We start from the raw sequence: 17,421 nt of genomic DNA, 5'->3' as shown, positions 1-17,421 counted from the left end.
CTGGTGCCGAAAGTTGGTACTCAAAAAGGGCGAGGTGAGACTCACCCCTTTTGGAGTGGACGGAGTAGGATCTGTTTGCCGTGTCGAATCGGAATGTGACGGAAAGTAATGACACTTCACCTCCCCATTCGCGACCTTCTTATAGCTACGCTGCGAGATAGCATCGTTTCAGGAAGCTATGGAGCTGATGGCTGTCTCCCGACCCAGCAAGCTTTAGCCGTGCAGCACGGGGTAAGCACGGGCACAGTAAAGTTCGCGTTGGTTGAGCTGCAAAAGGAAGGGATGGTCATCCAAACTCATGATCGGCGCTGGCGTGTCGTGGCTTCAGCCGGCGACTGACCGCATTTCATGAGGCTGCAAGCCATAGTGGGCGCCTTATGGGTAGCTATTGCCCATAACTTGACCGAGTTGGCCAATGTTTGGGTAAGCGCATACTTCATCTCCTTCCTACGTGTATCTGCTTCGAATTGTTAGCAGATACCAATATTCTGAGCCGCTAGGCGCAGGCCAAAAGGTCGGTTCGCCATCCGTCAACGGGCCTTCCGGTTTGCCCTGAACACTTCATGCTTCAACAAACAGAAATTCGCAGACTGGGCGACGCGCCGCGGACATTTCTTTCGGAGCCGGCCTTGGGAAGCGCCCCGCAACATGGCCTGAAGTTGGAACCATAAGTTGTCACTTGACTGGTAACCATATGTTGTCATTTCGGACAACTTATGGGTTCGTGGCTAGCAGCACAGCGTACCAGTAGAAAACTTGGTGGGCCCACCAGGACTCGAACCTGGAACCAAAGGATTATGAGTCTCGGGGACTGGTCCAGCAATTTCAGCAGCTTGCGCTTCTTTCCGCTCCGCAACGCATGCGTCATGACACCCTTGAAACGTAGACACAGCAAGGGGCTCTTGCAAATTGCGGAGCGGAATCCTACCGCGTCGGCTTCACGCGTTTGCCGCGTCGCTGGCGCAAATAATCCTCGGTCTGAGTTATGCTCTTGTGGCCCAGCTGCTCCTGGGCGTCACGTATGTTGCCTGTTGCTTCTGCCTTGTCTGTGCCGGCCTTCGCGCGCAGATCGCGGAACTGGAATGTCAGGCCGGTGGCATCGCGGGCCTTGTCGAAACGGTAGCGCAGCTGATCCTTGCTTAGGGGCTGGCCAGTCTCGTCGACAATCAGCCGGAACGACCGGATGACATATCCGCGCTTGCGCTCGGCAATGCGCGCGAGCAGATCCGCCAGCTCACCCTCGACCTCGATGCGCACCTTGCGACCGCGCTTGCCCTGTTTGACGTGGATCACGCCGTCACGAACATCCTGGTCCTGCATGGCCAGGGTGTCGGCAGGGCGTTGGCCAGTCAGGTAAGCGAGATCCAGAGCATCACGCAGTGGCTGATCTGCGACCTCGGCGAGCGTGCGTAGCTCAGCATCCTCCACGTAGATCTCGCGTGGCCGCTCGGTGTTGCGCTTGATGCCGGCGCAAGGGTTCGGGAGATCCGTATAGCCCTTGTTGCGCGCGAAGTTCCATATGTGGCTCAGGAGTGCCTTCTCGCGGTTGGCGCGCACGCGGCCGTCGCCGGTCGATTTCATCGGCAGTCCGGTCTTCGGATTCAGTCTGGGCTTCTGGCCGACACGCCAGGTCATGTATTGGCGTACGCTGATCGGCCGGATCTTCTCCAGCGGGCACGGCGGGTCGTCGAAGAATTCCAGCAGCTTGTCCAGCTCACGCAAGTTGCCCGTCTGCGTACCAGGCTTCTTGGTAGGGATCACCTGGACGCGGTACTGATCTGCGACGTAGCGGAAGGTGATGACCGCGGCTGCGGTAGCCTGCGCTGACCTGGTGCGCTCGTACTCGGCCCACTTCTGGATCGCAATGCCGTAGTCGCTGCCCAGCGGCTCCTCGACGCGCGGCTTGCCGCCGTGGTCATAGTAGTAATGGACCTTGCCCGACTTCTGCTTGCGTGCGCGCAGGCGCGGGATTGCGTTTGGTTTAGATGAGCGCCTGCCCATGACTCCTCCCCAGGAGCAATTTGCCGTTCTCCAGCATGACCGCGTCGACCTGGTTAATTTCCAGGAAAAGCGTCACCAGCACTGTCATCGCGTCCTCGGTGATGTTCGCACGCAACCCAGCGCCCTGCGCGATGCGGAATTCCATCGTGTAGACGCCGTCGAGGCGCCCAAGCGCAACCGAACGACCATCGATAGGAATGGCGTTGCAGTGCATGATTGGTCTGGACTGCCCATCCATCACGCGGCCGCCTTGTTCGATTTCCACTCGCCGGGCGGCGTCTTCGGCGGCGCCATGCCGTTCGCCTCGGCGACAGCACGCGCGACCACCGGCCATCCTTTCCGGTCCAGATAGTGCTTGATTCCGTTCGACCGAAGAAACTCGACCTGCAGCTTCTTGGTGTGCGCCCGGCACATGCTCTTGATCTCCTCTTTGCTCAGCCAAAGATCGAAGTCCATCAGGGCGCCCTCCCGGCCAGCGCTTTGCGCGTCCATTGATCGCATTCGTATTGCGTGACCGGCACAGCGACCGGCACCTTGCCAGGGATCAGCACCAGCGAATGCTGGGCGCGCCGCTGGGTGCAGGTGAACTCAGCCTTCGGCAGATGGATCGCCGGCGAGAACTCGCGATACAGCACGACGCCGGCGACTGTCAGCAGCGCGATCATGCATGCCCCGACCCCCAGGGCTACCAGCCATTCCCATAGCCGATCCATCACGAACCGCTCCCGCCGCCAGGCGCCAGCTGGGAATCCAACAGGATTACGCCAGCGCTCTTGCCGAAGCGATCGGCATAGATGGCGTTGATCCGCTCGAACTCCTGGCAGCACGCCTCGAGCGCGCCGATGATCGCCTCGAGCGAGTCCGCTTTCCCTATGCCTGGGATGACGGAGCGAGGTGATACGTCCACCACGGACTGGCCTGCGAGCGATTGAGCCCACATCGGCCAGTTAACGCTTGCGATCCTGGTCAGCCGCGGGCCGGAATGTCCATCGCGGTCGGCTCCACGTTCAACGAAGGCAACGCCGACGAACTCGCGACCGTACCCATAGCCATCGCGCAAGGCCTTGGCCAGCCTCTCATAGAACTTGATGACGTCAGCACGCTCCCACACCGCGATCAACGTGTCTTCTGGGTCGAAGCGCGCATCGCGGGTCTCGCCATCGAACTCCAAGGCCACCGAGTCGCCGGACGCCGATGCCTTTTCCATCGCCATGACGGAATCCAACCCATCTGGGCCGGCGCCGACAACATCGGGCAGGTTCAGATCGTTAGCGTAGAAGTCGACACTGCCGGCGTTATCGCCTTTGATGTGGATCCGGCCGAGCACACACGGCTCCCAGCTCTGGTAAATGGTGCCCGCCGGAAGCTGCAGGAAGTCTTTGCGCTTGACGAACCTCATAGCAAGTCCTTCCCGCCGGGAAACGGCTTCAAGCCGCCGACAGGGTCGCCAGCAGCCATCCGCTCAGCGAGGGCGCGCTGCAATGGCGCTGGCGCACACACCTTGCGCACCTCGTTAATGGTCATGGTCGATCGCATCGCAGCCTTCTGCCGGTCCGATATGCGCACTGTCTTCCAACAGAGAAAGGCCAGTGCGATGACCGATGGCGACAAAAAGAATATGAAGCCGATTCTTCCGGGCACCATGACAGCGAGGCCAATCCATAGCGTCATACCTGCGACAATCGAAAGGAACAGAGCGGCCGCGCGGGCGATCTGCCACAGCGCGGTGCGGGAAGGCATCTTCATGTTGCACTCCGGGCAAGTTGGGCGGTGGCTTCGATGCACGCACCGCAGAGAAAGGCCGTGGCCGAGTAGTAGTCCTGAACTTCGCCGACCTGGACCGCGAACGGCAAACCAGTGGCGCCGCACATATCGCAACCAGGCATCGATTCGAGCGAGATGTCTGCACTGGCCATTCGTGCGCGATCGAGCGTCGACGGCATGATCAGGATCGGGTTGATAAGGCGTGTCATCGACGGTCCTCGCAATAGGTGCCGGTCCCGCCGCCGTCGGCGCGGGGGGAGGGGAACACGTCAGACGACGGGACCGGCGAAACGAAACGGGGTGGCGGGCTGCCTTCGTCGCCCCAGCAGTCAGCGCACTCGCTGCCAGCCGGAGCTGGCATGACGACAGTGGCGTGGCCACGGGCGCGCATGGCGGCGGTGACGATCGAGGCGTGGCTCACACAGCAGTAGCGCCAGCCGACCTGGGTGTGAACCTTGATGGCGGCGGGAAACACGCCTGCCTGTCGCAGTAGCAGGCAGCGCGAGCACGGCCAGCCGTCGGCGCATGTGCATGGCTGTTCCTGCAGCTGCTTGATCATCATCGCCGCGATGATGGCTTCTGCGTCATCGCCGAGCGCGATCAGCAGCGCAGCCGAGACATTCGCTGTCACCGTAATGGTGCGTTCTTTCGGGAATGTCATGCGACACCGCCTTCGGCGCGGACGATGGCAGCATGCAGCTCGCGCTTTATCTGCTCTATCCGCTCATAATCTTCGGCCAGCTCCGCTGTCGTGCGATCGGTATCGACGTAGTCGGACAAGCGCACCAAACGGTGCGTTTGCATGAGCTCAAGCGCCTTGCGAGCCTTGGCCAACAGCTCGTCCGCTGCTTCGGCGCCAGCGATCATGCTGCCGGCCCAATGCCCCTCGTAGTGCGGCTCGGCTAGCAACCCGACCAGGTCAATGGTGGTCGGCCGCTTCGGGTAGTACGCCGCTGCCTTGGCGATGGCCTGGGTGTGCTTAGAGGTCATTGCAGCACCCCCGCAATGCGCAACGCCATGGGCGCGCAGCTGGCCAGCCCCAGGGCGGTCCAGAACAGCCAGCTCCGATCGAACTTCGCGAGAAGGATCGACATCACAGGCCCTCCGCTTCGTCTGCGGCCTCAGTGAGGTATTGCGCGAGCTGACGCGCAGCGACCACGCTGATGGCGAGGTGATAGATAGGCTGGGCTGTTCGCCGGTCCATCGAGACCAAGTTGACGCCGGCACCCATGCCGCCGGGAAGGCGAGTCGCCTGGGCCGCGATCATCTCGAAGCCGACAAAGTCAGCGACGAATCGAAAGCTGCCCTTGCTCGACGGAACGACCCCATGTTCTGCGTTCATGGCAGCACCTTGGGATAGAAGCCGACGAATCGGTCTGTGCCTGGGCCGTCCTGGAACCACACACCATCGCTGGCGGCGAGGTAGCCAGCGCGGCTGTAGTCGCCCGGGCTGAATCCGTCGGTATTGACCTTGACCGTGGCTGGCGTGCTGGCGCTGCGCATCAAGCCGCGCACAGCTGCGCCGTTGCCGACCAGGCGCAACGCCAGCTTGTCCTGGCGGTTCGTCAGCAGGCCGCTTTCGGTCGGGTGGCTATGGATGGTGAACGGCAGTGGCGTCATGTCCGCCGGCACATCGGCACCGCGGCTATTGCAGGCGATGTGCGACTTGTTGGTGAACGCGATGACGACGAACTGGCTGCGTTCGACGCTGGCGCCGACCCAGCCGCAAGCTTCGAACTGCGTGCGGCCGGAGAAGGCATGGAGCGCGGCGCCAACGCGCAGCAGGAACGGTTCCATCTGCTCGCCAGGGTGGCTGTAGAACTCGCCGACCTTCTCAACCGGCAGGTCAGAAGCGTCAGGCGCGGCGCTGCACGTTGCTGCCACCAGCGCGGCGACAGCGGCGATAGAGCGGGCGTGTGAGCTACGGAAGGCCATTACTTGACCTCCCGAACTTCGCATCGACCGAGCTTACGAAGCTTGGCATCCGCATCGATGACGAGCCGGCGAGCCATGCGGATGAACTGGATTGCTGCCCAGTGATGGTTCTCCAGGTTATCCGCCTGAGTGCGCATGACATCGTCTGCCATGTCGAGATAGGAATTGGCATCGGACAGACAGTCTTCAACTGTCCCGGTGTCGACGGGCATCCAATTGACGTTCAAAGTCGTCATTCTGCAGTCGACGTTGCTCGGATCGACGCCACCGTCGATAGCCTTGAGCGGGCTCTCGACGAACTCAGTCGCTGCAGGTGTGGCAGCGCGGTACTTCTGGTCGATCAGATGCGGGGAATCGGCTCGCAGCCGTACGGCCTTGTGCCACAGCTCGGTGGCCTTACTGTCGTTCCAATCTTCGGCCGCACCATGGGCGCCGCTTTCGGCAAGGATTGCCTCACGAGCGTTCCATTCGAAGTCCCACAGGATCCCGAAGGCCAGATGGAAATGGCGGTCTGTTCGGAAGTCGTCAGCATCAGCCAAAAGCGATTCATGATTGATCGAATCGGGCTCGGCAAAGTCATAATGGTTGGCGAGGTCGGTGCGCTGCTCGTCCGACAGTCCATGCATGATGCCGTTATTGTAGGCGGTCGAAATCGCACCCTTGGCGACGAATTCGCCATACTCTGGCTGCATGTCCTCCTCGGTCCAATCCTCGGGAAACTTGACGCCCAATACGCCAAGCCGGGCGACGATCTGAGCGAATGTTGCGTCGCCGAGCGCAACGACATGGACAGCGGACGTCCTGCGTACGGCGCTCATGCTGCGTCCCTCGGGCGCGCATAAAGCAATTTCGAATGCGCAGCGCTCAGCATCGTCAGGGACATCTCGATCAGCTGGAACGCAGCGAACGCGCGACTGTTCAGATCTTCCTGGTCAAGAATGTCTCTCGCGGAGCGAAGCGCTCCGCTCGTGCCGGTGAGGCATTCGTCGACAGTTGCCTTGGGATCGAGCGCGAATTTCGCCCCCGAATACATAGTGTCCACGTCGTAGTTGACCAGTGTTTTATGGGCAGGATTAATCTCACTGGCATCCATGAAATCCGGGCAGAGTGCCGAAATGGTTTTGGGGTACGTCTTCCGGAACTCTTCCAAGAAGTACTCGGCAAAAACACTGTCACGCGCTGCCTCGATCTTGTCCAAGTCCCAATCGGCATCGCCCCGATGCAACGCAAGCGACTTGATCAAACCAGTGCGCGCATGTTCCGGCAGGTCGGTGAGAATGCCCTCGATAAAGGGATGTGCCTCGCCCGGCTTGCGGTCGATGCCCTCGCAGGTGCAAGCGTGCTTTTTGCTCAGCGGTGCTGCAGGCGCGCCTTGGGTTTTTTCGTTGCGAATAGCCTGATCGACGTAGGCGGGGTCGACGCCATCAAGCAGGACTGTATAGCCAAGTACTTCACCGTCGACGCGAAGCCAGTACACGTCGCTGCGCATGTCTTCGCAACGAACCCCGGTGGCAGCCTCGATCGCTATGCAGCGATCAACTGGCACGCCCTTGGTGTGCCACTCCGAAACGGATGGTGATGCGACGCCGATTGCCTCGGCGAACTTCTTTTGACTGCCTGCCGCCTGGATGGCAGCGGCTAAAGCGGACTTGGCTGGCGCGCCAGGCGTGGCGATGGCAGCCGCAACTTGAATGCCCATCGGTTTCCCCTCCCTTGGGGTTGGTCGATGGGCGGAACGTTAGCAGTCTGCTACTGAATAAGCAATAGCAGATTGCTAATATCGTCGAGCGAAGCGCTACCCGTTAAAGCTTGCGACCGCTTGGCGGTAGAATTGCAGCAACATGATGAATAAATTCAATGTCTTGCTCGGGTATGACGAGTCTCTCGTCATTTGAAATGGCGTGAAAGACGTATTCGCCGTCACGATGCCACAGGAACTCCTTCACGCTGCTCCGGCCATCTTTGAACCGAATCAGCGCGAATTCGCCTACCTGCGGGGCAGTCTTCGGCTCGATGGCAACAAACCAGCCCGACCGAATGGCCGGGTACATGGAGCCTCCCTTGACTCGAAGGATGTACGCGTCGGTATCCTTCGTTGGGAATTCGAAATAGCCATCCCCGTGGCCTGGCGGATACTCCAGATCAGTCCAGTACCCATCCATCCCCAAGCTTGCTGTGCCCACGACCGGTACTCTCCTGTACGACAGGGGAGTAAATTGCCTTTGTATCGCATCAAAGTCTGAGACTGATAAATCGTGTACGGCATCGAGCCATCCAGGAGCTAAACCAAGGCCTGCTTCGATGCTTCGTGCTCGTTTGTCGCTTATGCCGCGAGCGGAAGGTCCAGATCCCCTGGCCATCTGATGCAGATAAGCGGGGGCAATTTCCGCAACCCTCGCGATATGGGGGCCGCCATGCTTGTCCAGCAAATTAGATAGGTTATGCCGGCGTAACTGCTTGATGTCGTTGATCGATTCCATAGGCATAGTCTCTAGCTTTCCGCTATTTATTGCATCGCGCACAGTGCTATTGCGATTGAGATAGCACTTTGCTAGATTCGCGGCATGAATCTCGCCGACTACATCGCCGACGCGGCCGCCAGGTCCAGGCTTGCCCTCGACCTCTCCTGTAATCGCAACTACCTCTGGCAGATCGCCACTGATCGTCGTCGAGCGAGTCCTGCGCTGGCGATTTCGATTGAAGCCCATACGGCGCGCCGAGTCACGTGCGAGGAACTGTTGCCGGACCTGATTTGGGAACGCAACGAGCACGGCGTTGTGACCGGGTATCTGACTCGGGTGGAACCGGCCAGCTTGCCGGCTCCGAATCCTGCCAGCGAACCGCTGCCGAGCGTGGCGTAAGCGGATGACTTCTCCCATGACTTTCCCCTTTGCGATTGATGGTGCCGGCACGGTAAGGGCAGGCGCTGCGGAAAAAATCGTTCGTTGGAGGCACGCATGAACGTGAATGACGCCGCGCACCGCACGGTGCATGCCTATCCGGGCGGTAGCGAATCCCTAGGCCCGCGCATTGGCATCTCGCCCGCGGTGCTGCGATCGAAGGTCAACCCGAACATCACGACGCATCGGCTCGCGCTCGAGGAAGCAGTCGAGATCATGAGCGTGACTGGCGATCACCAGATGCTGCAGGCACAGGCTGCGACGCTCGGGTATGCACTTCGCCGCCTGGACGAACCGGCCGCGGGGCAGGGCAGTGTGATCGACGGCGTGCTGGCGCTCGGTACTGCGAACGGCGAGCTGTCCAAGGTGATTGCCGATGCCATCGCCGATAACGTCATCACCGAGCACGAGATGCGCGAGATCGAAGCCGCGGCATCGTCTGCAACGGGCGTGATCATCGCCTTGATCAACCGCCTGCGCGCCGTCTCCGGCAAGCGTCACCTCGGCGCTGTGGCATGACCACGATCAAGCGCTCGCTCATGTGGCTTTTCACTCGACACCTGATCCCTTCCGTCCTCATGCGCGCAGCGTTCGCGCTCATGCCTCTCAGCTCCGCATAGCGCCTTTCGTCCAAGCAACGCGCATAGGACGAATCGGTAGTGCGCATCCGTGGCGAACCAGGCGGACCGAGGCATTGCCAGCGAAAGCTGGCGGTGAGGCTGCAATGCCGGGGCTGGTTCAGGGGATTCGTTTCAGTCCCCTCTCTGATCTCTCAACACATGCGATGCCGGACCAGAAAAACCGGATTTCGCGCTGGGGGGTAGGGGGGGGGCTTGGGGCTCTTCGCTCCGTAGAAATCCTTGCCGACAGCAAGGGTTGGGTAACGAAGAACTTCCTACGTAGCGATAGACCGCGCGACAAATTCAAACCGACGAGATCGAACCATGCTGTTACCGCTGGACCAAATCAAAACCGATGGCGGAACCCAAGCGCGAGCAGCGCTGGACTTGGAAGTTGTTGCCGAGTACGCCGGTTCGATCACGGCCGGGGTTGACCTGCCGCCGGTGACGGTGTTTCACGACGGGAAGGCGTACTGGCTGGCGGATGGCTTCCACCGCTTTCATGCGCACCGCCACGCCCGCGCTATGGAGATCGACGCCGACGTGCGCCAGGGCACGAAGCGCGAGGCCATCCTGCATTCGGTCGGTGCGAATGCACAGCACGGCCTGCGCCGCACCAACGAGGACAAGCGCTGTGCGGTCAATACCCTGCTCGGCGACAAGGAATGGTCGAAGTGGAGCGACCGAGAGATTGCGCGGGTTTGCTCCGTGTCGCCCACCTTCGTCGGGTCACTTCGGGCACCTCTCACTGTAAACGTGGACAGTGAGAAGGCCACCCGGACGTTCACCAACAAGCACGGTTCGACCGCAACGATGGACGTTTCGGCCATTGGCAAGGGTGTAATCGGATTACACGCTGCTCCACCCGCCGCGCCTAAAGCCGGCTCCGATGTCACCCCCAGGGACGCGCCACAAAGCCATTCTGCTGCGCAGCCTGCGGTGCCGTCCGCGCCACCCGTTCAAGACGAATCGCGGACAGAGCCGCCACCGGTCGCGCCGACCTTCGAGGCCACGGAGCGCTCCGAAGATTTCGTGTCTCGCGCCGACTACGAAGATCTGCAAGAGCGTTGCCGTGATCTGGCCGATGAACTCGCTGGCTTGGCCAAGGTGGAAGAAGGGGAGGCGGCAGCGGCGCGCGAAATCACCACCCTGCGCGGCCAGCTCCGTGTCGTAGAAAGCCAGCGCGACCAGTACATGACCACCTGCAACGAGATCAAGCGCCAGGTCAAAGCTCTGCAGCGCGAAAACGACAAGCTGAAAAAGCAGGTGGGTAGCGCCAAATGATCCCTGTGCAACTGCGCGACTATCAAGCCGAATCGATTGATGCCCTGCGCGCCGGCATCCGCGGCGGTCACCGCAAACAGGTGTTGATGGCACCCACCGGTGCCGGCAAGACCGAGATCGCCTGTGACATGCTGCAGGAGGCTTGGCGCAAGCATTCGCGTGCCATGTTCATCGTCGACCGCGTCGTGCTCGTCGACCAGACTAGCGCCCGCCTGGACGCGTACCAGATTCCCCATGGTGTCATCCAGGCGAACCACTGGCGCTTTCGCCCGCACGAGCGAATTCAGATCTGGTCAGCGCAAACCCTCGAAAGCCGTGGCGTGCCAGACGATGTCGATGTGATCTTCGTCGACGAGGCGCACATGATGCGCAAGAAGATCGTCGAATTGCTGGCCAACACCAAGGCCGTCGTAATCGGGCTGACCGCTACACCCTTCACCAAGGGCATGGGCAAGATCTATAGCAGCTTGGTCAACGTCACCACGATGGACGAGTTGATCCGTCGCAAATTTCTCGTGCCATTGAAGATGTACGCCGCCAAGGCGATCAACACGACGGGCATGAAAGTGGTTGCCGGCGAATGGTCCGATAAGGAGATTGAAGAGCGAGGCATGGACATCGTTGGCGATATCGTCAGCGAATGGCAGGACAAGACGCAGCTGCACTTCGGCGGCCCCGTGAAAACCATCGTGTTTTCCGCCACAGTCGACCACGGCGACGAGCTCTGCCGCCAGTTCCAGGCCGCTGGCTTCAACTTCCAGCAGATCAGTTACCGCGACACCAGCGAGCAGCGCCGTAGGGAGTTGTTCGACGAGTTCCGCAAGCCCGATTCCGAGATAACCGGCTTGGTCTCGTGCGAGGTTCTGACCAAAGGCTTCGACGTGCCCGATGTGCTGTGCGGCATCTCGGCACGCCCGTATCGCAAGAGTCTATCGAGCCATATGCAGCAGCTGGGCCGCGTCATGCGCTCTGCGCCCGGAAAGGAGTTCGGCCTGTGGCTGGACCACACCGGCAACGTGATGCGCTTTCGCGAAGATACCCTCGATATCTTCGCCAATGGCATGCGCGAGCTCGACGAAGGCAAGCTGGAATCGAAGACGCGCAAAGAACCTGAGAAGAAGGAACGCGAGGAGATCCGCTGCTCCTGCGGCTACATGGTCATGCCGTGGGACGAGAAATGCCCTGGATGCGGCAAGGAGCGGAAGCGCCAATCCATGCTGGAAACCAAGCCTGGCGTCATGCAGGAAGTCACCGATGCCAACGGCAAACGCCTGTTGCCTTGGCAAAAGGATAAAGGCTCCGTTTGGAGGCAGCTTTGCACGTGGGCGGAATCGAAGACGGATGGCGATCACGCTAAGGCCAAGAGCCGAGCGCTGGCGAAATATCGCGCTATCTACGGCGAGTGGCCTCAAGGCGACTTTGCGACTGGAGTTACACCGTGCCGGGAGCTGCAGAGCTGGATCAAGAGTGACCTTATCCGCTACGCCCATCGGAGGAATGCGGCATGAGCTGGGGCGACCCCATCACTCCCGATAACATCAGCCCGCTGGCGCTCCTGTTCCTGCTGAAATCGAACGGCCATGCGGTCGCCTTGCGCGATGGCAAGTTGCTTGTCGGGCACCGCAAGGATTTGCCCGAAGGCGTCGAGGGCGCCATCAAGCGTTGTCGCGATGACCTGATCAAGATGCTCGGTGGCACACCATGAAGCGGACAGAGCTATTTCGCCGCTCAGGGTTCAAGGCGCCGCGCAGTTCGCGGCTACGGCAATCGCGCAGCACGAAGGCGCCTTCGCGCAACGATGTAAAGCATTTCGAAAGGCTGCGCTCGATAGGTTGCATTGCATGCCTGGTCAATCACCTCGCCGGTTATGCCACGGCGACGTTCAACGTTCGCGATCTCGAAATCCATCACGTTCTGAGCGGTGGTCGCCGTATTGGCCATCACGCTACGGTCTGCCTCTGCCATTACCACCACCAAGGCAAGAGGCTCCCGTTCGCTAATCAAGGATATGCCGCGCAATCTCGAATCTACGGGCCAAGCCTGGGTCGCGAGCCGCGCCGCTTCCGAGCGATCTACGGGAACGATGCCGGCATTCTGGAATTCCAGTGCGCGCTGCTCGCCATGGGTGCGCGATGAACAGGCCAAAGGCGAAGGATCTCGCGCAAGGGAAGTGGCGCTCCGTGCTTGAGCAGCTGGGCGTGCCGGCTGACGCGTTGGATGGGAAGCATCATGCATGCCCAAAGGACGGCGGAGGGAAGGATCGCTTCCGGTTCGCCGACAACAATGGCAGTGGCAATTTCTTTTGTACGTGTTCGGATGGAAAGCAGGGCGGCATGTCGCTGTTGATGTGCTGCCGTGGCTGGGATTATGCGACTGCTGCGAAGGAAGTCGAAAAGGTCGTCGGAGCCGCGGTGCCCACGGAACATCGCGAGAAAGCTGACCCTCGGCCAGCGCTCGAGCGCGTCAGGCGCGCAGCGCACGCCGCTGGCGCTCCGGTTTCAAGCTATTTGGCTGGGCGCGGTCTCGAAATTGCGCCCGGCTTACGTGAGGCTCGGCTGAAATACTGGCGTGGCCCGAACGATCCGGCAGGTACGTTTGACGTGATGCTGGGCCGCATTGTGAGTGCCGATGGCAAGCCCGTAAGTTGGCACTTGACCTATCTGGCAGACGGCAAGAAAGCCGACATTGAGCCGAATCGCAAGGTCATGTCGCCGATCGGAACGATAAACGGCTGTGCTGTTCGCCTGTATCCACAAGAGGCGCACATCGGCATCGCTGAGGGCATCGAAACCGCCATAGCCGCACACATGCTCTATCGCCTTCCAGTGTGGTCGGTGCTTAACAAGCACGGGATCCGCACATTCGAACCGCCAGTCGGCGTTGACCGCGTCACCGTATTTGCAGACCGCGATCCCTCATTCGTTGGTCAGGCTGCCGCCTACGTCTGCGCTGAACGCCTTTACAAGCTGGGCCTGCAAGTGGAAGTCCTCGCACCCACTGTCGAAGGCGATTTCAACGATCAGTTGCTTATCGCCATGGAGAAAGCGGCTTGAACAGAGATATTACCCGCGCTTCGGAACGCGCCCTGATCATCGTCATCTGGGCGACGATCCTGTACCAGGCCGGTGCGCCTGCCTGGTGCGCGATGGGCATTGGCGCTGTCATCGGCTATCTACGCATGCCGGTGCGGTCATGACTGCCAGCCCTGGTGAGCAGCTGGCTGATGCCCTGATCAGAGTAATCGAGGCCCAGCGAGCCTTTTCCCGTGCAATCGTTTCGATGTATGCGAAGCAGGTCCTGACTGACATCGAAAGGATTGTCACTCGCGTGACGATCGATCAGATCCTGCTGGAGCTTGCAGCTGGCAACGCGGCAATGGCATCCGGTCGGTTGCGTCAAGGTCTGACGCCGCCGCGGAAGCTCGGCGCCCGGCCCAGCGCGTACCGTCCATGTCCAGGCCGGCCGATGCAGAGCAGCAAGCGCCGGAGGCAATGGCGATGATGATTTCCCGCCTGTGCTGGTGCGCCGATTTGGCCTGCCGCTTCAACGATCCACGCATTCCATGCCCATCGCCGCGGCCGTCATACCTTGACGAAAACGGGTTCGATACGCGCGTAAACAGGATCGACCCATACAGCAGCGCAGGCCGCGACCTGCGTGCTTCGATGAAGAAATGGCACGGCCGTCTATTCGTGCACGCGCAAGGTGCGCCCTTAAAAGCCAAACGCGTCAAAACCATCACCCTCGACGAGATCGGGGTAACGGAGCAGTCATGAAACGAGATCCACTCGAACCGATCGGCCAGATCCACGTTATCGTCACAGGCAGCCTACGCATGGCTCCCATCGTCTACCGCATCGTGCGTGCCGAGGGGCCGCAGGTCGTCAGCGTCGACAGCGATGGCAAGGTGTACTGCACGCCGACTGCGCTCCGCTTCTCTCGTGAGCTGTTGAAGAAATACGCCGACTGTGTCGCCGGTACCTACGACAAGGATGCGCTGGTTCTGGATATCCGCGATGACCTGGCCGCGACCGTCCAGGCGCAGCGGAGCGCTGCATGACCCACGTGGGCAAAGCCATGGCACGCTTGAACGAGAAGAACGTTCGGCTCGACCCGGGTAGCGGCCCTGACTCTGCTGGCGCTGCGATGACGCCCGAGATCGTCGCTGGCGCGCTGGGTTTCATCAAGGCGGGCCTGGGTCGTGAGTTGCTGATCTATCGGTGGTGGCCTGATGGCGCCGCATTGACGAAGGGCGCGCTGCAGGCCGAGCTGGCCAAGCTACTGGTCACCGAATGGCAGGAGCGCTATGACGCGTTTGTCACTGCGGTCACAGCCAAGACGATCGCTGATGCGGTTGCAAAGCCACGGGCCCAGCTGATGTATGCCCAGGCCCGTAAGCGTCGATGGCCGGACGCAGTCATCAAGCGCGATGGCGAATACACGCTATCGAACACCTACGTCGGCGTGATCCAAGGTGTGCTGGCCGAGATCCGTAACAACAACCGTTGCGAGCCATGCGGCGGTGGTGGCCAGGTCAACAGCGGAAACAGGCGTACACCATGCAAGCGTTGTGGCGGTCATGGTTCATCCCGTCCGAGCGATCGGTCACGCGCTGCCGCGTGCGGGCTGAAAAGCCATAGGGATTTCTCCGCACTGTGGTCGCCTGTTTACCAGTGGTTGATAGATCTGGCCGAAGACGCGATCGCTCCAGCAGAGGCGGAATTTCAGCGTCAGCTCAAATAACAATGTGGATCGTTGACGACCCCCGGAATATTACGAAAAATGTGTAACATCGCGGGCACGGACAGCAAGCGATCGTCGCAATCACGGAACGAGTGCGACCCGGAGGCTGGGCTTGATGCCACAACAGTCTCCGACCTCTCCCGACAGCCCCGCCATTGAGCGGGGCTTTTTATTGCCCGTTCGTCGCGCGTCGACCGCCCACAAGGGGACGCATCAATGGAACAGACCGAAATGATGCATGAAGCAGGACGCGCTGCCGCCAAGTTGTCTCCGCCAGCCGTATTCGCAGTGGCGAATGCCGCAGGCTGGGGGCCGGAACAATGGGCTTATGTCCTGATTGGCTCATATAGCCTGCTTCAGATCGCGCATTTGCTGTGGCGCTGGCGCCGCGAGTGGAAGAAGCCATGAAGCTGCCGCTGCGCGCCACGTTCGCTACAGCTGGCGCTGGCGTGATTATGGCGATCGTGGCCGCGCTGCCGGCGCACGAAGGCCGGAAATACGTTCCCTATTGGGACAAGCTTGGCCATGTCTGGACGGTGTGCGCGGGCATTACTGGCCGAGCTGTCGTTCCAGGCCGCACCTACACAGACGCCGAATGCGACAAGCTGGAAGCTGCGTACGTCCAGGTCATGCTGGGCAACATGGGCAAATGCGCTCATGGTGAGCTGGCTTTCAATGAGATCAAGGCCTGGGGCGATTTTGCGTACAACGTCGGGACGCACGCCTTTTGCCATTCGAGCGCCGTGCCGCTGCTGAACGCCGGCAAGAATAAGGCGGCATGCGCTGTCATCAGTCGATATGTTTACGCCGGCGGCTTGGACTGCCGTGTCGCTGCGAACGACTGTGCTGGCATCCCGGTGCGCCGCCAATGGGAACGATCGCTCTGCGAAGGTGGTGAGTGATGGCCTGGCTGCGCATCGTTCTGATCCTGGCGCTTGTCGCTGCAGGCTATGCCATGGGGCACCACGTTGCTGCGGAAAGCGGAGCAACTGCGCTTGCGAAACAAGCAGCCGTGACCGCAAACGAATCAGCCAAGCGTGCGCAGCTGTCGTTGAAGGCGTCCCAGGATGCGCGCGCCACGGAACAGCGTAACGCGCTCAAACTCAATCGGATCGCTTCTGACTACGAACAGGACAAGCAGAATAATGAAGCCGCTGCTGCTCGCACTCTTGCTGATCTCAGGTCTGGTGCTCTCAGGCTGTCGCCACGTTGGCGCTGTGCGTCCGGATATACCGATATGCCCGAAGCCGGGCCCAATACCGGCAGAGCTTATGCAGCCGCCATCGATCGAGAGGCGAGTGCGAGCCGAGCTATTAGAGCAGGCGCCGACGGCGACGCCCAAATCCGTGGACTCCAAGCCGCAATAAGGACTGTCTGCCAATGAAGATCCTGCAATCCATCGCCCATTTCGTCGTGCGCCTGATCGGCCTTGGCCAACAGCCTTCCGAATCGCCAGCACCTGCCGCCGTCAAAGAATTACCGCTGATCATGGGCGCCGATGGCAAGTGGTACATCAACAAGGCGCTGATCACCGACGTGGACTCAATCACGATTCCAAACGCGGCGCCTGCCGCACCTACCGAGGATTCACCCGTGTCCGATACCACCCAGACCCAGACCGCCGCTACTGCCACCACCGATCCGCTCCTGGACAAGCTCAAAGCCGTGCTGACCACAGCGGGCCATGACGTCGAGAAGGTGTGGGACGAAGCCGTCGCACTGGCCAAGAAGCTGGTCTAAGCGACTGCGCTATGACCGTACGGCAACCAGGTGGCAGTGTATTCGGCCACCTGTATGGCACTGCACGCTGGCAACGTATACGCCTGCTACAACTGGCAGCGTTTCCACTGTGCAAGTTCTGTGATTCACGCGGCCTTGTGGTCGCTGCGAATGTGTGTGACCACGTCAATGGACATCCTGCCGGCGAGACAGAGGCGATGTTCTGGGACGGCCCGTTTCAGTCGCTCTGTCGCGACTGTCACAACAGTGATAAGGCGCGTATCGAGCGAGGCCGCGAGGTTCGAGGGTGCGACGCCGACGGGTGGCCGGTGCCGAGCCTCAATTCATTGAATTGATTGGCATACCCAGGGGGTAGTCAAAAGTCTAGGCGATCCGCTAGCTAGACCGACCGCCCTCTAATTTACGCATTTCCACAATTCGCCGGACGACTTTTG

The 17,421-nt window shown here is 60.6% G+C and carries 30 protein-coding genes; 16 read left to right on the top strand and 14 right to left on the bottom strand.

The annotated features are described in order from the left end of the window. Positions 1-108 precede the first annotated feature (108 nt). Positions 109-339, top strand: a complete 231-nt coding sequence (locus ACZ6WW_RS22310; protein ID WP_465276149.1) for a GntR family transcriptional regulator — start codon at positions 109-111, stop codon at positions 337-339. Positions 340-924: 585 nt separating this feature from the next. On the opposite strand, the gene ACZ6WW_RS22305 is transcribed toward ACZ6WW_RS22310, so the two are convergent. From ACZ6WW_RS22305 to ACZ6WW_RS22240, 14 genes are all read right to left on the bottom strand, one after another. Continuing rightward, on the bottom strand, positions 925-2,001 hold the full coding sequence (locus tag ACZ6WW_RS22305) for a tyrosine-type recombinase/integrase (RefSeq protein ID WP_465276148.1): 1,077 nt from the start codon (positions 1,999-2,001) through the stop codon (positions 925-927). Then, on the bottom strand, positions 1,982-2,239 hold the full coding sequence (locus ACZ6WW_RS22300; protein WP_465276147.1) for a hypothetical protein: 258 nt from the start codon (positions 2,237-2,239) through the stop codon (positions 1,982-1,984). Before ACZ6WW_RS22300 ends, ACZ6WW_RS22305 begins: the two co-directional genes overlap by 20 nt. Continuing rightward, the gene (locus ACZ6WW_RS22295) at positions 2,239-2,457 is read right to left on the bottom strand and encodes a DUF4224 domain-containing protein (RefSeq protein WP_465276146.1); all 219 of its coding nucleotides are present in this window, start codon (positions 2,455-2,457) and stop codon (positions 2,239-2,241) included. The genes ACZ6WW_RS22300 and ACZ6WW_RS22295 overlap by 1 nt, the downstream gene beginning before the upstream one ends. Beyond that, positions 2,457-2,714: a hypothetical protein gene (locus ACZ6WW_RS22290; protein ID WP_465276145.1), complete on the bottom strand. Its 258-nt coding sequence runs from the start codon at positions 2,712-2,714 to the stop codon at positions 2,457-2,459. The genes ACZ6WW_RS22295 and ACZ6WW_RS22290 overlap by 1 nt, the downstream gene beginning before the upstream one ends. Beyond that, positions 2,714-3,400 carry a hypothetical protein gene (locus tag ACZ6WW_RS22285; RefSeq protein WP_465276144.1) on the bottom strand — a complete coding sequence of 229 codons (687 nt, stop codon included), beginning with the start codon at positions 3,398-3,400 and terminating at the stop codon, positions 2,714-2,716. The genes ACZ6WW_RS22290 and ACZ6WW_RS22285 overlap by 1 nt, the downstream gene beginning before the upstream one ends. Beyond that, positions 3,397-3,747: a hypothetical protein gene (locus ACZ6WW_RS22280; RefSeq protein ID WP_465276143.1), complete on the bottom strand. Its 351-nt coding sequence runs from the start codon at positions 3,745-3,747 to the stop codon at positions 3,397-3,399. Before ACZ6WW_RS22280 ends, ACZ6WW_RS22285 begins: the two co-directional genes overlap by 4 nt. After that, positions 3,744-3,974 carry a hypothetical protein gene (locus ACZ6WW_RS22275; RefSeq protein WP_465276142.1) on the bottom strand — a complete coding sequence of 77 codons (231 nt, stop codon included), beginning with the start codon at positions 3,972-3,974 and terminating at the stop codon, positions 3,744-3,746. The genes ACZ6WW_RS22280 and ACZ6WW_RS22275 overlap by 4 nt, the downstream gene beginning before the upstream one ends. After that, on the bottom strand, positions 3,971-4,426 hold the full coding sequence (locus tag ACZ6WW_RS22270) for a hypothetical protein (protein WP_465276141.1): 456 nt from the start codon (positions 4,424-4,426) through the stop codon (positions 3,971-3,973). The genes ACZ6WW_RS22275 and ACZ6WW_RS22270 overlap by 4 nt, the downstream gene beginning before the upstream one ends. Further along, complete coding sequence (locus ACZ6WW_RS22265) at positions 4,423-4,755, bottom strand: hypothetical protein (RefSeq protein ID WP_465276140.1); 333 nt, start codon at positions 4,753-4,755, stop codon at positions 4,423-4,425. Before ACZ6WW_RS22265 ends, ACZ6WW_RS22270 begins: the two co-directional genes overlap by 4 nt. Positions 4,756-4,858: 103 nt before the next feature. Then, a complete protein-coding gene (locus ACZ6WW_RS22260) occupies positions 4,859-5,107 on the bottom strand; it encodes a hypothetical protein (RefSeq protein WP_465276139.1) in 249 nt (82 codons plus the stop codon). After that, positions 5,104-5,700, bottom strand: coding sequence for a hypothetical protein (locus ACZ6WW_RS22255; protein WP_465276138.1), 597 nt, complete (start codon positions 5,698-5,700; stop codon positions 5,104-5,106). Before ACZ6WW_RS22255 ends, ACZ6WW_RS22260 begins: the two co-directional genes overlap by 4 nt. Then, a complete protein-coding gene (locus ACZ6WW_RS22250) occupies positions 5,700-6,518 on the bottom strand; it encodes a hypothetical protein (protein WP_465276137.1) in 819 nt (272 codons plus the stop codon). Before ACZ6WW_RS22250 ends, ACZ6WW_RS22255 begins: the two co-directional genes overlap by 1 nt. After that, positions 6,515-7,399 carry a Cro/CI family transcriptional regulator gene (locus ACZ6WW_RS22245; protein WP_465276136.1) on the bottom strand — a complete coding sequence of 295 codons (885 nt, stop codon included), beginning with the start codon at positions 7,397-7,399 and terminating at the stop codon, positions 6,515-6,517. Before ACZ6WW_RS22245 ends, ACZ6WW_RS22250 begins: the two co-directional genes overlap by 4 nt. Before the next feature lie 103 nt (positions 7,400-7,502). After that, a complete protein-coding gene (locus ACZ6WW_RS22240; protein WP_465276135.1) occupies positions 7,503-8,180 on the bottom strand; it encodes a S24 family peptidase in 678 nt (225 codons plus the stop codon). An 84-nt stretch (positions 8,181-8,264) separates the two neighbouring features. Between ACZ6WW_RS22240 and ACZ6WW_RS22235 the strand changes: the two genes are divergently transcribed. The 15 genes from ACZ6WW_RS22235 (at position 8,265) to ACZ6WW_RS22165 (ending at position 16,987) form a co-directional block, all read left to right on the top strand. Continuing rightward, on the top strand, positions 8,265-8,561 hold the full coding sequence (locus ACZ6WW_RS22235) for a YdaS family helix-turn-helix protein (RefSeq protein WP_465276134.1): 297 nt from the start codon (positions 8,265-8,267) through the stop codon (positions 8,559-8,561). A gap of 96 nt (positions 8,562-8,657) precedes the next feature. Then, complete coding sequence (locus tag ACZ6WW_RS22230) at positions 8,658-9,119, top strand: phage regulatory CII family protein (protein ID WP_465276133.1); 462 nt, start codon at positions 8,658-8,660, stop codon at positions 9,117-9,119. 425 nt (positions 9,120-9,544) lie between these two features. Then, entirely contained in the window at positions 9,545-10,504 is a 960-nt protein-coding gene (locus ACZ6WW_RS22225; protein ID WP_465276132.1) for a ParB/RepB/Spo0J family partition protein, read from the top strand. Further along, positions 10,501-12,012: a DEAD/DEAH box helicase gene (locus tag ACZ6WW_RS22220; RefSeq protein ID WP_465276131.1), complete on the top strand. Its 1,512-nt coding sequence runs from the start codon at positions 10,501-10,503 to the stop codon at positions 12,010-12,012. Before ACZ6WW_RS22225 ends, ACZ6WW_RS22220 begins: the two co-directional genes overlap by 4 nt. Then, positions 12,009-12,209, top strand: coding sequence for a hypothetical protein (locus ACZ6WW_RS22215; protein ID WP_465276130.1), 201 nt, complete (start codon positions 12,009-12,011; stop codon positions 12,207-12,209). The genes ACZ6WW_RS22220 and ACZ6WW_RS22215 overlap by 4 nt, the downstream gene beginning before the upstream one ends. Further along, positions 12,206-12,640 carry a Ref family recombination enhancement nuclease gene (locus tag ACZ6WW_RS22210; protein WP_465276129.1) on the top strand — a complete coding sequence of 145 codons (435 nt, stop codon included), beginning with the start codon at positions 12,206-12,208 and terminating at the stop codon, positions 12,638-12,640. The genes ACZ6WW_RS22215 and ACZ6WW_RS22210 overlap by 4 nt, the downstream gene beginning before the upstream one ends. Next, positions 12,637-13,557: a toprim domain-containing protein gene (locus ACZ6WW_RS22205; protein WP_465276128.1), complete on the top strand. Its 921-nt coding sequence runs from the start codon at positions 12,637-12,639 to the stop codon at positions 13,555-13,557. Before ACZ6WW_RS22210 ends, ACZ6WW_RS22205 begins: the two co-directional genes overlap by 4 nt. Next, complete coding sequence (locus ACZ6WW_RS22200; RefSeq protein WP_465276127.1) at positions 13,554-13,700, top strand: hypothetical protein; 147 nt, start codon at positions 13,554-13,556, stop codon at positions 13,698-13,700. Before ACZ6WW_RS22205 ends, ACZ6WW_RS22200 begins: the two co-directional genes overlap by 4 nt. A 253-nt stretch (positions 13,701-13,953) precedes the next feature. Next, positions 13,954-14,280 carry a hypothetical protein gene (locus tag ACZ6WW_RS22195; protein ID WP_465276126.1) on the top strand — a complete coding sequence of 109 codons (327 nt, stop codon included), beginning with the start codon at positions 13,954-13,956 and terminating at the stop codon, positions 14,278-14,280. After that, positions 14,277-14,564, top strand: coding sequence for a hypothetical protein (locus ACZ6WW_RS22190; protein WP_465276125.1), 288 nt, complete (start codon positions 14,277-14,279; stop codon positions 14,562-14,564). Before ACZ6WW_RS22195 ends, ACZ6WW_RS22190 begins: the two co-directional genes overlap by 4 nt. After that, entirely contained in the window at positions 14,561-15,247 is a 687-nt protein-coding gene (locus ACZ6WW_RS22185) for a hypothetical protein (RefSeq protein WP_465276124.1), read from the top strand. The genes ACZ6WW_RS22190 and ACZ6WW_RS22185 overlap by 4 nt, the downstream gene beginning before the upstream one ends. A gap of 216 nt (positions 15,248-15,463) precedes the next feature. Further along, positions 15,464-15,655 carry a hypothetical protein gene (locus tag ACZ6WW_RS22180; protein WP_465276123.1) on the top strand — a complete coding sequence of 64 codons (192 nt, stop codon included), beginning with the start codon at positions 15,464-15,466 and terminating at the stop codon, positions 15,653-15,655. Next, positions 15,652-16,149: a lysozyme gene (locus ACZ6WW_RS22175; RefSeq protein ID WP_465276122.1), complete on the top strand. Its 498-nt coding sequence runs from the start codon at positions 15,652-15,654 to the stop codon at positions 16,147-16,149. Before ACZ6WW_RS22180 ends, ACZ6WW_RS22175 begins: the two co-directional genes overlap by 4 nt. Then, positions 16,149-16,631 carry a lysis system spanin subunit gene (locus tag ACZ6WW_RS22170; protein ID WP_465276121.1) on the top strand — a complete coding sequence of 161 codons (483 nt, stop codon included), beginning with the start codon at positions 16,149-16,151 and terminating at the stop codon, positions 16,629-16,631. The genes ACZ6WW_RS22175 and ACZ6WW_RS22170 overlap by 1 nt, the downstream gene beginning before the upstream one ends. After that, complete coding sequence (locus ACZ6WW_RS22165) at positions 16,628-16,987, top strand: hypothetical protein (RefSeq protein WP_465276120.1); 360 nt, start codon at positions 16,628-16,630, stop codon at positions 16,985-16,987. Before ACZ6WW_RS22170 ends, ACZ6WW_RS22165 begins: the two co-directional genes overlap by 4 nt. Positions 16,988-17,421 lie beyond the last annotated feature (434 nt).

The sequence above is a fragment of the Dyella sp. NPDC103356 genome, assembly GCF_055584465.1.
This window is presented reverse-complemented; position numbering and strand designations above follow the sequence as displayed.

Excerpts from the sequence above, each read along its gene's own strand:
- ACZ6WW_RS22310 (WP_465276149.1), top strand. The coding sequence starts at position 109 with ATGACACTTCACCTCCCCATTCGCGACCTTCTTATAGCTACGCTGCGA.
- ACZ6WW_RS22305 (WP_465276148.1), bottom strand. The coding sequence starts at position 2,001 with ATGGGCAGGCGCTCATCTAAACCAAACGCAATCCCGCGCCTGCGCGCA.
- ACZ6WW_RS22300 (WP_465276147.1), bottom strand. The coding sequence starts at position 2,239 with ATGGATGGGCAGTCCAGACCAATCATGCACTGCAACGCCATTCCTATC.
- ACZ6WW_RS22295 (WP_465276146.1), bottom strand. The coding sequence starts at position 2,457 with ATGGACTTCGATCTTTGGCTGAGCAAAGAGGAGATCAAGAGCATGTGC.
- ACZ6WW_RS22290 (WP_465276145.1), bottom strand. The coding sequence starts at position 2,714 with ATGGATCGGCTATGGGAATGGCTGGTAGCCCTGGGGGTCGGGGCATGC.
- ACZ6WW_RS22285 (WP_465276144.1), bottom strand. The coding sequence starts at position 3,400 with ATGAGGTTCGTCAAGCGCAAAGACTTCCTGCAGCTTCCGGCGGGCACC.
- ACZ6WW_RS22280 (WP_465276143.1), bottom strand. The coding sequence starts at position 3,747 with ATGAAGATGCCTTCCCGCACCGCGCTGTGGCAGATCGCCCGCGCGGCC.
- ACZ6WW_RS22275 (WP_465276142.1), bottom strand. The coding sequence starts at position 3,974 with ATGACACGCCTTATCAACCCGATCCTGATCATGCCGTCGACGCTCGAT.
- ACZ6WW_RS22270 (WP_465276141.1), bottom strand. The coding sequence starts at position 4,426 with ATGACATTCCCGAAAGAACGCACCATTACGGTGACAGCGAATGTCTCG.
- ACZ6WW_RS22265 (WP_465276140.1), bottom strand. The coding sequence starts at position 4,755 with ATGACCTCTAAGCACACCCAGGCCATCGCCAAGGCAGCGGCGTACTAC.
- ACZ6WW_RS22260 (WP_465276139.1), bottom strand. The coding sequence starts at position 5,107 with ATGAACGCAGAACATGGGGTCGTTCCGTCGAGCAAGGGCAGCTTTCGA.
- ACZ6WW_RS22255 (WP_465276138.1), bottom strand. The coding sequence starts at position 5,700 with ATGGCCTTCCGTAGCTCACACGCCCGCTCTATCGCCGCTGTCGCCGCG.
- ACZ6WW_RS22250 (WP_465276137.1), bottom strand. The coding sequence starts at position 6,518 with ATGAGCGCCGTACGCAGGACGTCCGCTGTCCATGTCGTTGCGCTCGGC.
- ACZ6WW_RS22245 (WP_465276136.1), bottom strand. The coding sequence starts at position 7,399 with ATGGGCATTCAAGTTGCGGCTGCCATCGCCACGCCTGGCGCGCCAGCC.
- ACZ6WW_RS22240 (WP_465276135.1), bottom strand. The coding sequence starts at position 8,180 with ATGGAATCGATCAACGACATCAAGCAGTTACGCCGGCATAACCTATCT.
- ACZ6WW_RS22235 (WP_465276134.1), top strand. The coding sequence starts at position 8,265 with ATGAATCTCGCCGACTACATCGCCGACGCGGCCGCCAGGTCCAGGCTT.
- ACZ6WW_RS22230 (WP_465276133.1), top strand. The coding sequence starts at position 8,658 with ATGAACGTGAATGACGCCGCGCACCGCACGGTGCATGCCTATCCGGGC.
- ACZ6WW_RS22225 (WP_465276132.1), top strand. The coding sequence starts at position 9,545 with ATGCTGTTACCGCTGGACCAAATCAAAACCGATGGCGGAACCCAAGCG.
- ACZ6WW_RS22220 (WP_465276131.1), top strand. The coding sequence starts at position 10,501 with ATGATCCCTGTGCAACTGCGCGACTATCAAGCCGAATCGATTGATGCC.
- ACZ6WW_RS22215 (WP_465276130.1), top strand. The coding sequence starts at position 12,009 with ATGAGCTGGGGCGACCCCATCACTCCCGATAACATCAGCCCGCTGGCG.
- ACZ6WW_RS22210 (WP_465276129.1), top strand. The coding sequence starts at position 12,206 with ATGAAGCGGACAGAGCTATTTCGCCGCTCAGGGTTCAAGGCGCCGCGC.
- ACZ6WW_RS22205 (WP_465276128.1), top strand. The coding sequence starts at position 12,637 with ATGAACAGGCCAAAGGCGAAGGATCTCGCGCAAGGGAAGTGGCGCTCC.
- ACZ6WW_RS22195 (WP_465276126.1), top strand. The coding sequence starts at position 13,954 with ATGTCCAGGCCGGCCGATGCAGAGCAGCAAGCGCCGGAGGCAATGGCG.
- ACZ6WW_RS22190 (WP_465276125.1), top strand. The coding sequence starts at position 14,277 with ATGAAACGAGATCCACTCGAACCGATCGGCCAGATCCACGTTATCGTC.
- ACZ6WW_RS22185 (WP_465276124.1), top strand. The coding sequence starts at position 14,561 with ATGACCCACGTGGGCAAAGCCATGGCACGCTTGAACGAGAAGAACGTT.
- ACZ6WW_RS22180 (WP_465276123.1), top strand. The coding sequence starts at position 15,464 with ATGGAACAGACCGAAATGATGCATGAAGCAGGACGCGCTGCCGCCAAG.
- ACZ6WW_RS22175 (WP_465276122.1), top strand. The coding sequence starts at position 15,652 with ATGAAGCTGCCGCTGCGCGCCACGTTCGCTACAGCTGGCGCTGGCGTG.
- ACZ6WW_RS22170 (WP_465276121.1), top strand. The coding sequence starts at position 16,149 with ATGGCCTGGCTGCGCATCGTTCTGATCCTGGCGCTTGTCGCTGCAGGC.
- ACZ6WW_RS22165 (WP_465276120.1), top strand. The coding sequence starts at position 16,628 with ATGAAGATCCTGCAATCCATCGCCCATTTCGTCGTGCGCCTGATCGGC.